Origin of the sequence: Streptomyces sp. WAC06614 (genome assembly GCF_003949795.1) — a bacterium.
Classification (GTDB): domain Bacteria; phylum Actinomycetota; class Actinomycetes; order Streptomycetales; family Streptomycetaceae; genus Streptomyces.
In genome coordinates this window covers 1-12406 of record NZ_RPRY01000208.1, presented here as the reverse complement: position 1 = coordinate 12406, position 12406 = coordinate 1, and the positions used below count along the sequence as shown (strand labels likewise).

At 73.4% G+C, this 12406-nt stretch carries 10 protein-coding genes; 4 read left to right on the top strand and 6 right to left on the bottom strand.

The window, feature by feature from the left end; genetic code table 11:
• Positions 1 to 63: 63 nt before the first annotated feature.
• Positions 64 to 1584 carry a phage tail sheath family protein gene (locus EF918_RS24220; RefSeq protein ID WP_125650421.1) on the bottom strand — a complete coding sequence of 507 codons (1521 nt, stop codon included), beginning with the start codon at positions 1582 to 1584 and terminating at the stop codon, positions 64 to 66.
• A 236-nt stretch (positions 1585 to 1820) separates the two neighbouring features.
• On the opposite strand from EF918_RS24220, the gene EF918_RS24215 reads away from it, so the two are divergent.
• Both EF918_RS24215 and EF918_RS24210 read left to right on the top strand, forming a co-directional pair.
• Positions 1821 to 2492 carry a Pvc16 family protein gene (locus EF918_RS24215; RefSeq protein ID WP_125650419.1) on the top strand — a complete coding sequence of 224 codons (672 nt, stop codon included), beginning with the start codon at positions 1821 to 1823 and terminating at the stop codon, positions 2490 to 2492.
• A gap of 88 nt (positions 2493 to 2580) precedes the next feature.
• A complete protein-coding gene (locus EF918_RS24210; RefSeq protein WP_125650417.1) occupies positions 2581 to 3987 on the top strand; it encodes a sensor histidine kinase in 1407 nt (468 codons plus the stop codon).
• 18 nt (positions 3988 to 4005) lie between these two features.
• Here the strand turns inward: EF918_RS24210 and EF918_RS24205 are convergent, their stop codons facing one another.
• From EF918_RS24205 to EF918_RS24185, 5 genes are all read right to left on the bottom strand, one after another.
• A complete protein-coding gene (locus EF918_RS24205; protein WP_312847859.1) occupies positions 4006 to 4989 on the bottom strand; it encodes an LCP family protein in 984 nt (327 codons plus the stop codon).
• A 245-nt stretch (positions 4990 to 5234) separates the two neighbouring features.
• Complete coding sequence (locus EF918_RS24200) at positions 5235 to 5810, bottom strand: ATP/GTP-binding protein (RefSeq protein WP_125650423.1); 576 nt, start codon at positions 5808 to 5810, stop codon at positions 5235 to 5237.
• 34 nt (positions 5811 to 5844) lie between these two features.
• Positions 5845 to 6273 carry a DUF742 domain-containing protein gene (locus EF918_RS24195; protein ID WP_125650413.1) on the bottom strand — a complete coding sequence of 143 codons (429 nt, stop codon included), beginning with the start codon at positions 6271 to 6273 and terminating at the stop codon, positions 5845 to 5847.
• Positions 6270 to 6749: a roadblock/LC7 domain-containing protein gene (locus EF918_RS24190; RefSeq protein ID WP_125650411.1), complete on the bottom strand. Its 480-nt coding sequence runs from the start codon at positions 6747 to 6749 to the stop codon at positions 6270 to 6272. Before EF918_RS24190 ends, EF918_RS24195 begins: the two co-directional genes overlap by 4 nt.
• Positions 6742 to 9324 (bottom strand): nitrate- and nitrite sensing domain-containing protein, encoded by a 2583-nt coding sequence (locus tag EF918_RS24185; protein WP_185921896.1) that lies wholly within the window; start codon positions 9322 to 9324, stop codon positions 6742 to 6744. Before EF918_RS24185 ends, EF918_RS24190 begins: the two co-directional genes overlap by 8 nt.
• A gap of 513 nt (positions 9325 to 9837) precedes the next feature.
• Between EF918_RS24185 and EF918_RS24180 the strand changes: the two genes are divergently transcribed.
• Both EF918_RS24180 and EF918_RS37185 read left to right on the top strand, forming a co-directional pair.
• Entirely contained in the window at positions 9838 to 10464 is a 627-nt protein-coding gene (locus EF918_RS24180; RefSeq protein WP_125650407.1) for a response regulator transcription factor, read from the top strand.
• A gap of 95 nt (positions 10465 to 10559) precedes the next feature.
• Positions 10560 to 12275 (top strand): hypothetical protein, encoded by a 1716-nt coding sequence (locus tag EF918_RS37185; RefSeq protein ID WP_185921895.1) that lies wholly within the window; start codon positions 10560 to 10562, stop codon positions 12273 to 12275.
• The last annotated feature ends 131 nt before the right edge of the window (positions 12276 to 12406 follow it).

The window sequence follows — 12406 nt, the reverse complement described above, 5'->3', positions numbered from 1 at the left end:
GCGGAGGGGGGCGCGGACGGGGTGCGTGAACAGGGCTACGCAAGGGGCCGGCCCGCTCGCCCGCTACTCGTCGAGCGAGGCGCCGTCGGCGAACTGGGAGATCCGGAAGACGACGAACTCGGCCGGCTTGACCACCGAGATACCGATCTCGACCGTGAGGATGCCCTGGTCACGCGCCTCGGACGGGTTGTTCTCCGCGTCGCACTTGACGTAGAAGGCGTCGTCCGGGGTCCGCCCGAAGAGGGCGCCCTCGCGCCACACCCCGCGCAGGAACATCGTGACCGTCCGCTTGACCGAGTCCCAGAGCTTGGGGTCGTTCGGCTCGAACACCACCCAGTTCGTGCCGGAGAGGATGGACTTCTCCACGTAGTTGAACAGCCGCCGCACGTTGAGGTAGCGCCACTCGGGGTCGCTGCTGAGCGTACGGGCGCCCCAGATGCGGATGCCCTGGCCGGGGAAGGCCCGGATGCAGTTCACGCCCTGCGGGTTGAGGTGGTCCTGCTCCCGGGGCGTGATCGCCAGTTCCATGGACAGCGCCCCGCGCACCACCTCGTTGGCGGGCGCCTTGTGCACCCCGCGCGTGCCGTCGCTACGGGCCCACACACCGGCCACGTGGCCGCTCGGCGGCAGCGGCGACGGCTTGCCGGTGACCGGGTCGAGGACGTTGACCCAGGGCCAGTACAGGGCGGCGTACTTGGAGTCGTAGCCGGCCTCCTCCACCCGCCAGGCCTGCACCTGCTGGGCGTTGAGGTCCGGCGGGGTGTCGAGAACCGCGACCCGGTCGCCCATCAGCTCGCAGTGCGCGATCATGGCGAGCTGGACGGCCTTGACGCCGTCGCGGTCGAGCAGACCGGCGCGCAGGCAGGACATCAGGTCCGGCACGGCCAGCATCGTGACCTCGTCCACGGCCTCCAGGCCGGCGATGCCCGAACGGTCCGCGGTGGAGCCGACGAAGGTCTGCGGGTTCAGCGGGCCGGCCGCGCCGGTCGCGTCGGCGCCGCCGGTCAGGGCGGTGGTGCCCGCGGCGGGCACGGCGGCCTCCAGCTGCTGCACCGAGATCAGCCGCGACTCGCGGCGCACCACCTCGGCGGCGGACCGCGCGCCCTTGCCGGCGGTGAGGCCCTCGAAGGTCTCCAGCACCTGACTGCCGCGCTTGACCACCAGGCCGAAGGTCTCGCCCTCACCGGCGGTGGTCTCCACGACCAGGCCGTTGCCCTCGGCGCCGGCGGCCAGGGCCCGTACGCCCAGCACCTTGCGGCGGGCCGTGCCCGGGCCGGTGAGGACCGCGCCCGCCGCGACGGCCTCGCTCTCCTCGCCCTGCGGGGCCTCGATGCGGACCACGTAGGCGCTGCCGCCGCCGTTGAGGAAGTACCCGTACACGCTGTGGGCCAGGTAGGAGCCCTCGCTGAACTCGCCGAAGTGGCCCACGAACTGGGTCCAGTTCGTCACCAGGACCGGCGTGTCCACCGGGCCCTTCTCGGCGAAGCCGACGAACGCACAGACGGCGGTCCCGACTCCCTCGATCGGCTTGGAACCCGAGGACACCTCCTCGACGTAGACGCCAGGGGAGAGGTAGTTGGGCATGGGACCTCCGGTCGTTGCGGTGTTGCTGCTGGACGCTCTGGTACGTGCGACTCTCGCAATTCGAGGGCTTCGCGGGCAGCGCCGATCGGACGTCCGGTCGGACCGACCTCCCGGCCTGATCGGCTCGGCCGATCGGCCCGGGTGCCAGGCCGTCGGGCACGCCGCCACCCGCCGGGGCCGGCCGGGCCGCGCCATGGCCGCCCCGGGACGGGCGGAGCCCCGGGCATACTCGCGGCATGCTGCACGCTTGCTCGGCCGCGCTGCGCGGCCACCTGGAGACCGCGCTGGCCGGCCGGGGCACCGTCACGGCGGAGCCGCCCCCCGCTTCCCTGACCGAGGCGCCGGGGCCGGACGGGGGGTTGCACGGCGGCCCGCGGGGCCTGGGGGTGCACCTCTTCCAGGTCACGGCCACCGACCAGGTCCAGGCCGTGGACAGCGTGGGGGTGCGCGACCACCAGGGGCGCGTCGTCGGCCGCCGGGCCCCCGTACGCCGCTACCGCACGCGCTGGCTGGTGTGGTCGTGGGCCCCGACCGCCGCCGAGCGGCTGGCCCTGCTGGACCGGGCCCTCGCCTCGCTGGGCGCGGAACCGGTGCTGCCCGCCGAGGTGGCCGGACCGGAGCTGGTGGCCGGCGGGCCGGTGCACCTGGTGACCGCGCCCGTCGCCGACGGTCCCGGCGAACTCGCCGGGGTCTTCGCGGGGCTGGGGGTGCCGGCGCGGCCGGCCCTGGAGGTCGTCCTCACGGCGGGCCTGGCGCCCGCGCTCGGACCGGTTCCGCAGCCGCCGTCCGAGGTCCGGGTCGTGCCCCGGCCGCACCCGGTCCGCCCGGCCCGGCCGGCGGGCCCGCGCCCGGTCCCGCCCGCGGGCCCCCGCCCGCTTCCGCCGACCGGCCCGCGGCCCGGCGCGTAGGTCCGGCCGGTGCCCCTGGCGGCAGCACCGACCCTACGGACGCGCACCGGCACTCTCCGTCACGGGGCGGGCAGCCATACTGGACCGTGTGAACCAGCGGACAAAAGGGCTGAAAAAGGGTGGCGGCGGGGTCTCCGGCGCCGCCGACCCCACCCGTACGAGGGACGGCCTCCGACGGGCCCGGGCCGGGCTCCGCTCGCGCCTGCGGCCGGGCCCGGACGATTTCCCCGGCGCCGCCGGGGACGACGAGATCAGCAGCGTGCTCGCCAGGTTCCAGCTGCGCGCCCTCCAGCGCCAAGGCCTGCTGCGCCTCGGCCTGCTCGGGGCCGCGGTCGCCGAGACCGTGCTCTTCCCCCCGAGGCACAGCGGCCAGGCCTACCTCATCCTGTTCGTCTACGCCGTCTACGCCGCCGCGATGCTCGTCCTCGCCTGGCGGGAGGGCGCGGCGCGGCACATCGCCTGGGCGGTGCCGGTGGTGGACCTGCCGCTCATGGCGCTGCTGCTCACCGTGACGGGCTACGTCAACGACCCGGACTGGAAGAACCCGTTCATCTCGGACTGGCTGCTGATGGTCGTCATCATGACCGCCTTCCAGCTGCGGCCCGTGGTGACGGCGGTCACCGGGGGCCTCGCCACCGCGTTCTACGGCCTCGACGCCAACCTGAGCAACATCGCCAACCCCCACAGCCTCCACCACACCATCGGACACACCATCACACTGGCCCTGGTCAGCATCGCGGCGGTGCTGCTGTCACGGATCCAGCAGCAGCGGGTCCTGCACATCGCCGGGCTGGCCCACGGCCGTGCCTCGATGCTCGCCACCACCCTGTCGATCATGGAGCGGGACCGCCGTGTCCTGGCCGAGTCCCTGCACGACGGGCCGTTGCAGAGCGTGCTGGCGGCCCGGCTGGACGTGGACGAGGCCGCCGAGGCGGCCCCGCACGAGGCCCTGGCCCGGGCGGACGAGGCCCTGCGGGACGCCGCCCGGCAGCTGCGCTCCTCCGTCACCGAACTGCACCCCTCCGTCCTGGACCAGGCGGGGCTGAAGCAGGCGCTCCAGGGACTGGCCCAGCGGGCGGGCGAGCGCGGCAAGTTCTCGACCGAGGTGGTCGGCAATGCCCGTTCCGCGGGCTCCGACGCCGACCGGCTGCTCTACAGCTGTGCCCAGGAGTTCCTCACCAACGCCGTCAAGTACGCCCAGGCCCGCCACGTGGTGGTCCGGTTCGACACGTACGGGGACGAGGCCCAGCTGTCGGTCACCGACGACGGGATCGGGCTGCCGACGAGCGTCCTCCAGGACCGCCTGGCGCAGGGGCACATCGGCATCGCTTCGCAGCACCTGCGCCTCCAAGAGGTCGGCGGGACCCTCAGCGTCCGCCCGCACACCCCCACCGGCACCGTCGTCGAGGTGCACCTCCCGCTCCGGGCCGAGGCCGGGACAGGGACCGAGGCCGAGGCCGGCACCGAGGCCGGGACGGGAGCCGTCAGGGAGTGACGACCCGGCCCGCGGCCGTCAGGGGGTGACGACCGAGCCCGCCGGGCCCTTGTCGGCCATCGAGCGTGCCGTGGCCGACTTCGGCACCGGCTGGTCAGTCCGCAGCGCGTCCCAGACCTGCTGGGACTCGGTCGGCAGCGGTGTCACCCGGTTGATGTCCTGCGTGTCCTGGCGGACCGGGAGGGTGAGGGTCTGCAGCCCCGAGGAGCTCAGGCCCTTGAGGTCGGAGGCGAGACCGACCAGGGCCGTGGCACCGGCGAGCTTGCTGTCGGTGGTCATCGCCTTGGTGGCGGTGTCGGCCACGGTCAACAGCCGCGCCGGGTTGGCGAGCAGGCCGGCGCTGCTCACCTGTTTCAGCAGGGACTTCAAGAAGGCCTGCTGGAGCTGTATGCGGCCCAGGTCGCCGCCGTCGCCGACGGCGTCGCGGGTGCGGACCAGGGCCAGCGCCTGCTCGCCGTTCAGGTGGTGGGTGCCGGCCTGGAGGTCGACGCCGCTGGCGCGGTCCTTGAGCGGCTTGGTGGTGGTGATGTCGACCCCGCCGAGGGCGTCGATGACCTTCTGGAAGCCGCCGAAGTTGATTTCGAGGTAGTGGTCCATGCGCAGCCCCGACAGCTTCTCCACCGTGCTCACCGCACAGGCGGGACCGCCCACGGAGAAGGACGCGTTGAACATCTTGCGGGGCCCGCCGGGATCCGTGGCACCCGTCGGGGTGGTGCAGGTCGGGCGGGTGACGAGGGTGTCGCGGGGTATGGACACCAGGGCCGCCTGCTGCCGGCCGGGGTAGACGTGGAGCACCATCGCCGTGTCGGAGCGCCCCGGGTCGGAGGCGCCCGCGGCCGTGATGCCCCGGCGGCTGTCCGAGCCCAGCAGCAGGATGTTCATCGCGCCGTTGTCGGACGCCGCCGGGCGGTCCTTGCCCAGCTCGGCGTCGATGTCGACGCTCTTGAGGTTGCCGTTCAGGTGCCGGACCAGTGCGTACGCACCGACGCCCCCGGTCAGCACCAGAAGGCCCGTGGTCCACGCGAGGATCTTCAGCCCGCGTCGCCGTCGCGGCCTGCGCCGGCCGCGGTCGGGACCCCGGCGGCGGTGGTCACTTCCGCGCCGTGCGGTGCCGTGCCGTCCCATCGGTGGTGGCCTCCCCTGCGGTGGACGAAACGGACGTCCCATGACACCGGGGTTTCGCGCCCCGCGGCCAGAGACGTCGGGGCAGCGGGCGAGGCAGCCGTCCGGTCACGCCGATCGTCCGGTCACACCGCGCCGTCCGTACGGCAGTGCGCCAGCAGTGCCTGCTCGACCACGCTGATCAGCACCGGGACCACGTCCGTACGCCGCCGGGCGTCGCACAGCAGCACCGGCACCGCCAGGCCCAGGCCGAGCGCCTGCCTGACCTGCTCGGGGGTGTACGGACTGTGGCCGTCGAAGGCGTTCAGCGCGACCACGAAGGGCAGGCCGCGAGCCTCGAAGTAGTCCACCGGGCCGAAGCTGTCGGCCAGCCGCCGGGTGTCGACGACGACGACGGCGCCGATCGCGCCCTGCACCAGGTCGTCCCACATGAACCAGAACCGGTCCTGGCCGGGCGTACCGAACAGGTAGAGCACGAGGTCGTCGGCGAGGGACACCCGGCCGAAGTCCATGGCCACCGTCGTGGTCGACTTCTCGCGCACGTGGGTGAGGTCGTCGATCCCCTGGGAGGCCGTCGTGATCCGGGCCTCGGTGCGCAACGGCGGGATGTCGCTGACGGCGCCGATCGTGGTCGTCTTCCCCGCACCGAACCCCCCGGCGACCACGATCTTCGCCGAGGCGGTGCGGCCGTCGCCGGGCAGTGCTCGAGCGGCGGGGTCGGCGGCGGCGGAGGGGTCAGAGGCTGCGTAGTCCACCGAGCACCCTCTCCAGCAGCCGCATGTCGGGCTGCCCGTCCGGTCCGTTCTGCTGGCCGTGGAGGTGGACCAGCCCGCTCTCCACCAGGTCCGCGATGAGGATCCGGGCCACTCCCAGGGCGAGCCGGGAGTGGGCGGCGATCTCCGCCACGGACAGCGGGTTCTGGCAGAGCCCGAGGATGTCCCGGTGCTCCGGCGGCAGGCCGGCCACCGCCGCCTGCGCCGGATGGCCGCCCGGTACGGGCACCACCGGCACGACGGCGACGACCAGCAGCTCGACCGCGAGGTGGAACGACGGCTGCGTCCGGCCGCGGGTGACGGCGTAGGGGCGCGGCCCGATCGGGAACTCCTCGGGCATCGCACCGGCGCCGGACCACTGCGCGGGTGCCCCTGCCGTCGTGTCCGTCATCGTGGATCCCAGGCCAGGGCGCCCGGAACCGGGCGGGCGGGCACCGGGTGGGCCGGGGCCGGCCGGCCGTGGGCCCCGCCGCGCGGGGCCGGGGTGAGGGCGGCCCCGGCCCGCCGGGCCAGCCGGGTGCTCTGGTAGCCGAGCAGGGCGAGGTCACAGCCGTCGGCCGCGTGCACGGCCAGCAGAGCGCCCTCGCTGAGGGAGTACAGCAGCAGACAGCCGCGGTGCAGGTCCACCAGCGTGCGCCGGACCCCGCCGCCCTGGGCCACCTCCGCGCAGCTCAGGGCCAGGGCGGTGATGCCACAGGTGAGGGCGGCCAGGTGCTCGGCCCGGGCGGCATCGCCCCGCGCACTGTGGGCGAGCAGGACCCCGTCGCTGGACACGACCGCGGCCTGTTCGACGTAGGGGTTCTCCTCGGCGAACCGGGCGACGAGCCAGTCCAGTTCACCGTGCCCTGGGGCCGTCGGGTCAGTCACGCTCCGGCCTCCCGTCCGGCTCCTGGACCGAGCTGCTCTGGAAGCCGCTCAGCCGGGAGCGCACCTGTTCCGGATCGCGCGGGCCCGTTCCGCCGGGCGTGGTGTCCAGCGCGCCGGGTATCAGATGGGCCTGCGGCACCCGCCGTGGCAGGGCGGCGGGCGAGGTCGGCGGCACGGGCGCGCCCGGGGACCGCGGACCGCCGTCCGGTTCCCCGCCGCCGACGCCCGGTCCGCCCGGCCACGGCCGCTGCTGCGCCCGGACGCCGGACGGCGCGGCCGGTGCGGACGGCGCGGCCGGGATCATGGGGATCGGCGCCGTGGGCGGGTCGACCGGGTCCACCGCCGGGGTCGCCGAGCCCGGGCCGGGCACCGGCCGCAGCGGCGGTCCGGAGGGGTACGGGCCCACGGGCACCGGCCCCGGGTCGAGCGCCGGCTCCGCGGGACCCGCCGGCGCGGCCGGTGCCGGCGATGCCTGCGGGACGGGCGGGGCCGAAGGGGCCGACGGGGCGGCCGGCCCGCCCGAGCCGAGGGCCGGTGTGCCGGAACCGCTCTGCCCGCCGGAGCCGCCGGAGCCGCCCGGGCCCAGGGCCGGTCCCGCCGGGACGTGGCGGTCGGCCGGCTGCGGCCCGTGGCCGGGGACCGCCCCGGTGTGGATCAGCTCCGCCGGGAGGATCACCAGGGTGGAGATGCCCGGCGAGGAGGCGCGCAGGGTCACCCTGATGCCGTGGCGCTGGGAGAGGGTGCCGACCACGTACAGACCGAGCTGCTCGGAGATGCTCACGTCCAGCTGCGGCCCCTCGACCAGGATGCGGTTGGCCTCCGCCAGCTGCTCCGGGCTCATCCCGATGCCGCGGTCGCAGATCTCCAGGACCTGCCGCCGGTCCGGCAGTCGCTGGCTGTCGACCGTCACGTCCGTGTGCGGGCTGGAGAACGACACCGCGTTCTCCAGGAGTTCGGCGATCAGGTGGACGACGTCGCGGACGGCCTCGCCCTTGATCGCCGTCTCGGGCAGCGTGTGCACGACGATGCGCTGGTACTGCTCCACCTCGGAGATGGCCGAGCGGACCGCGTCGTGCAGCAGCATCGGGCCGACCGTCCGGGAGCCGAGCTCGGCCCCGGCCAGCACCAGCAGGTTCTCGCTGTTGCGGCGCATCCGGGTCGCGAGGTGGTCGAGCTGGAACAGCCGCGCCAGCTGCTGCGGGTCGGGCTCGTCCCGTTCCAGGTCGGTGATCAGGCGCAGCTGGCGCTGGACCAGGGACTGGTTGCGGTGGGCGAGGTTGCGGAAGATGGCGGCCACGTTCTCGCGGAGCCGGGCCTGACCGGCGGCCAGCCGTACCGCTTCGCGGTGCAGCCGGTCCACGGCGCGGCCCACCGCGGCGAACTCGTCGCGGCCGGTCCCGGCGACCGAGGCCACGTGGAGCTCGGCGTCCCGGGCCTTGCCCGAGGTCAGGGCGTTCATCGCGGCCGGCAGCCGGTTCTCGGCCACCTCCACGGCGGAGGACTCCAGGGTGCGCAGGCCGCGCAGGATGGAGCGGGAGACGAAGTAGGCCAGCAGCAGCGCGGCGGCCAGGATCAGCAGCGCGACGAAGAGGTCCTCGTAGGCCTGGGACTCCTGGTCGCTGCGGCTCTGGGCGAAGTCGTCGACCAGCCGCTGGCCCACCGTCGACTGAAGCTGCTGGAGATCGGTGATCTTCTTGGTGAAGGCCTGGTACCAGTTGGGGGGCAGGGCACCGGCCGACAGCTTCTCCGTCGGGGCGGCGCCGACGGCCTTCACGGCCTCGTTCGCCGCCGCCACGTCGGGGCTGTCGACCAGCCGGTTGTAGGTGGCGGTGTCGGCGGCCATCGCGTTGAGCCGGAACTCCTGCGCCGCGATCTCCTGGAGCCGCGCCGAGGACAGCAGCGCCGCGCGCAGCTCGTGGGAGAGGGCGCCGCTGCGGGCGGCGTTGGAGATCAGGGCGCGCTCGCTCCAGGTCATCGCGGTGTCCAGGGCGAGGGTGTACGTCGCCCAGCCCGGCGAGTACGACTGGTCGAGGTCGCCCGCGAGTTCGTTGTTGACGCCGATGACCGGCATCAGCACCCGCAGATAGGCGGAGTTGACCTGGCCGGCACTGAGCTTGTCGGCCTGCTGGCGCAGTGCGGCCAACGTGCCCACGGCGCCCTCGATCGCCTTGATGTGCTCGTCGAGCCGGTTGGACGAGGGGATCTTCCGGGCGGCCTCGACGAAGGACTGCGCGGCCACCGACGTGCGCTCCTGCTGGGACTGGAGGGCTCCGGCGCCTGCGGCGTCCTTGGCCTGGGGGTCGATCAGCAGATCGCGTTCCCGCTGGAGGTCGTTCAGGAGCGTGGTGCCCGACTGGCTCAGCTGGGCTATTCGGTGCAGCCGGTCGTAGCGGTCCCGCTGGTCGAGGGAGTCGCCCACGCGCAGGCCCGCGAGCACCACGGCGGCGATCAGGGGGATCAGCAGCACGGCCAGCATCCTGGTGGGGACGCTCAGACGGCCCAGGACGGGAGTGCGGCCGGAGGGCGGTGCGAGGGCGCCGAGGACCCGGCGTCGGGAACGGAAAGGTGTGGACACGTCAGCTCCGGTCTGAGGGGGTTCCCGTCGGGCGGCGGACCGCGCAGCGGGGCCGGCGGTCCGACGGTGGAACCCGTTTTTACTTTTGCACATTCACGCCGAAGGCCATCCCGGCACGGCGGAGCGGCGGTGGCACCCTGGGAAGGGGACACCGTCGGCCGGTGATCCGTCGTCCAGTCTGAGCGCCCTTCCCGGCGGAACGGTCTCGTCGATGGTCCTAATCACCGGGGGAACCCGTGCCCCCCGATCGGCCGCCCCCGCTCAGCCCATTTGATGCCCTGAAGCGCCCGATTCGGAAGGATTTTGAGACACCGATTCCGTTCCGCTAACCCGCCGTTAGGGCAGAGCGCGCGAGACTGTCGGTGCCTCTTCGGGAAGAAGCCGCCCTGCGACTGCCATCGACGCGCGGCCCACCGGGCGACCTCGTCACCGCGGACGGGTGTCATGCGCGATGCGCCGACCCTGCGAGGCCGGGGGACACCGCCGAACGACCCTTCGTGAGGAGCCTTCTTCATGGCCGAGCCAATCTGCGTACACATCAAGGCGTCGGACCCGCTGTCCGAGACCGGGCTCGTCGCCTCGATCCGGCGCCGCCCCGAGCTGAGGGTGGTGGAGGAGCGGCAGATCGACCCCAGCACGGTCGGTCTCCTCGCCGTCGAGCGTGTCGACACCAGCGCCCTCCAGCTCCTGCGCACCATGCGCGCGTCCCGGGTCGAACGGGTCGTGATCGTGGCCAGCAACCTCGACGAGGAGGGTGTGATCGCCGCGGCCGAGGCCGGGGTCGCCGGCCTGCTGCGGCGTGCCGAGGCCACCCCGGACCGCCTGGTGCAGGTCGTCACCTCCGTGTGCCGCGGGGCCGGCGTGGTCCCGCCGGACCTGCTGGGCCGGCTGCTCAAGCAGGTCGCCAGCCTCCAGCACCACGTCCTGGCACCGCGCGGCATCGGTCTCTCCGGCCTGACCAGCCGGGAGACCGAGGTGCTGCGGTTGGTCGCCACGGGCTACGGCACCCAGGAGATCGCCCAGAAGCTCGCGTACTCCGAGCGGACGGTCAAGAACACCCTGCACGACGTCACCAGCCGCTTCCACCTGCGCAACCGCTCCCACGCCGTCGCCTACGCGATCCGCGAGGGCTTCATCTAGTCCGTCCCGGCCGTCCGTTCCAGGCCCGAACCGTCCAACCGTCGACCCGCCGCGCGAAGGACCTCGTGCGGGAGATCCGAAGGAGAACAACGTCCATGGGAGTCGTGGCCACCCTCAGCGAGGACGTCACCGAAGTCGAACCGGGCGAGTCCGCCTCCTGCACCGTCAAGCTGTTCAACGACGGCACGGTGGTGGACAGCATCCACCTCGACGTCCTCGGCGACGCCAAGGACTGGGCGAAGGTGTCCACCTCGGAGGTGCGGGTCTTCCCGGGCGAGGTCGAGACCGTGGAGATCGTTTTCTCGCCCCCGCGCAAGGCCGGGGCCCCACGCGGCCGGACGGGATACGCGCTGCGCGCGATGTCCCAGGAGGACACCGAACGCTCGGCGATCGTCGAGGGCGTCGTCGAGGTCGGCGCGTACCACGAGGTCGAGACGGAACTGATCTCCCGGACCCTGCGCGGCAGCCGCTCGGCCCGCGGCCGCATCGCCGTGGACAACCTGGGCAACGCCCCCGTGACGCTGCGCCTCACGGGCGCGGACGACGACGGAAAGCTGCGCTTCCGCTTCCCCCGGACCCCGGTGACCGTCGAGGGCGGCACCACCCGCGTGGTGTCCTACCGCCTCGTACCGCGCAGCCGGTTCCTGCGCGGGGAGCAGCGTACGCACGTGTACCGGATCCAGGCCAAGGGCGAGGGGGTCCGCACCGAGGCCGCCGGATCGCTGGTCCAGCCCGCCATGCTGGCGCCCTGGGCTCCCAAGGCACTGCTGCTCGCCGCCGGCGCCGCCGCGGTGGCCTTTTTCCTCGTCCCCACCCTCCTGACTCCTACCCGCGACACGATGCTCAAGGAGGACGTCGCCAGCAGCCAGGACAAGAAGTCCGACCCGAGCAAGTCGTCCGGGCCGTCGAACAGCCCCGCCGCCACCGGCAAGGGCAAGGAGGAGAAGAACGCCAAGGACGGCGCAGGGGGCGGCACGGGCAAGGGCAAGGAGGAGGCCAAGGGCGGCACCGGCCAGGTCGCCCCGGGGGTATCCGTCGCTCCGGGGAAGACCAACCCCGACGGCACCCAGCAGGAGCCCCCGCCCGCCCTCTCCGACGACGTGAAGCCCGCCGCGTTCAACCTGACGGCCAACACCGCACCCGACGGGAAGTACGCGGTGACGGCCGGCGACCCGGTGGCCAAGTCGCAGGTCCTGACCGTCAGCGACCTGAACATCGTCAACGCCGCCGACGACAGCGGCACGCTCCAGCTGCGCCGTGACAACGAGGTGCTGCGCGAGTTCGACCTGAAGGACGCCAAGAAGGACTGGCACTGGACGGAGCCGCTGACGTTCACCGAGAACCAGAAGGTGACGATCGCGGTGAGCTGCAGCAACGCCAAGGGCAAGAACTGCACCCCCGCCGTCGCCTTCACCGGCCGTACGTACTCGATGCCGGCGCCGGCCCAGGCACCGTCGCCCTCGCCGACCACCCCCCCGCCCCCCGGCCTCCTGGCCGGCACCACCTTCCGGCTGGAGGCCGACGGCAAGCGCGAGAGCGCCGCCGTCGCCAAGGGACAGATCCTCGCCCTGAGCGACCTGAACATCGAGAACCTCGCCGGTGACAGCGGCACGGTCGAACTGCGCCGCGACAACCAGCTGCTCTACAGGTTCGACCTGAAGGACGCCAAGAAGGAGTGGCACTGGACGGAGCCGCTGACGTTCACCGAGGGCCAGAAGGTGACGATCGCGGTGAACTGCACCAACCCCAAGGGCAAGAAGTGCACGGCGGCGCTCGCGTTCTCCGGCCGCACCTACTCCCTGACTCCCTGACCCCCCGCCCCGTCCCGTCCGTCCGTCCGTTCCGACGTCAGGAGACGCCGTGGCAAGCCCCGCAGCCCGGCTCGGTGACCGTGTCACCGGGCTGGACCGGCACATCGTGCTGGTCCCGACCCCCGCAGGAC

What these genes read in the sequence shown, in the direction of transcription:
- EF918_RS24180 (WP_125650407.1), top strand. Translation starts at nt 9,838, where the DNA reads ATGGCCGAGCCAATCTGCGTACACATCAAGGCGTCGGACCCGCTGTCC.
- EF918_RS24195 (WP_125650413.1), bottom strand. Translation starts at nt 6,273, where the DNA reads ATGACGGACACGACGGCAGGGGCACCCGCGCAGTGGTCCGGCGCCGGT.
- EF918_RS24215 (WP_125650419.1), top strand. Translation starts at nt 1,821, where the DNA reads ATGCTGCACGCTTGCTCGGCCGCGCTGCGCGGCCACCTGGAGACCGCG.
- EF918_RS24220 (WP_125650421.1), bottom strand. Translation starts at nt 1,584, where the DNA reads ATGCCCAACTACCTCTCCCCTGGCGTCTACGTCGAGGAGGTGTCCTCG.
- EF918_RS37185 (WP_185921895.1), top strand. Translation starts at nt 10,560, where the DNA reads ATGGGAGTCGTGGCCACCCTCAGCGAGGACGTCACCGAAGTCGAACCG.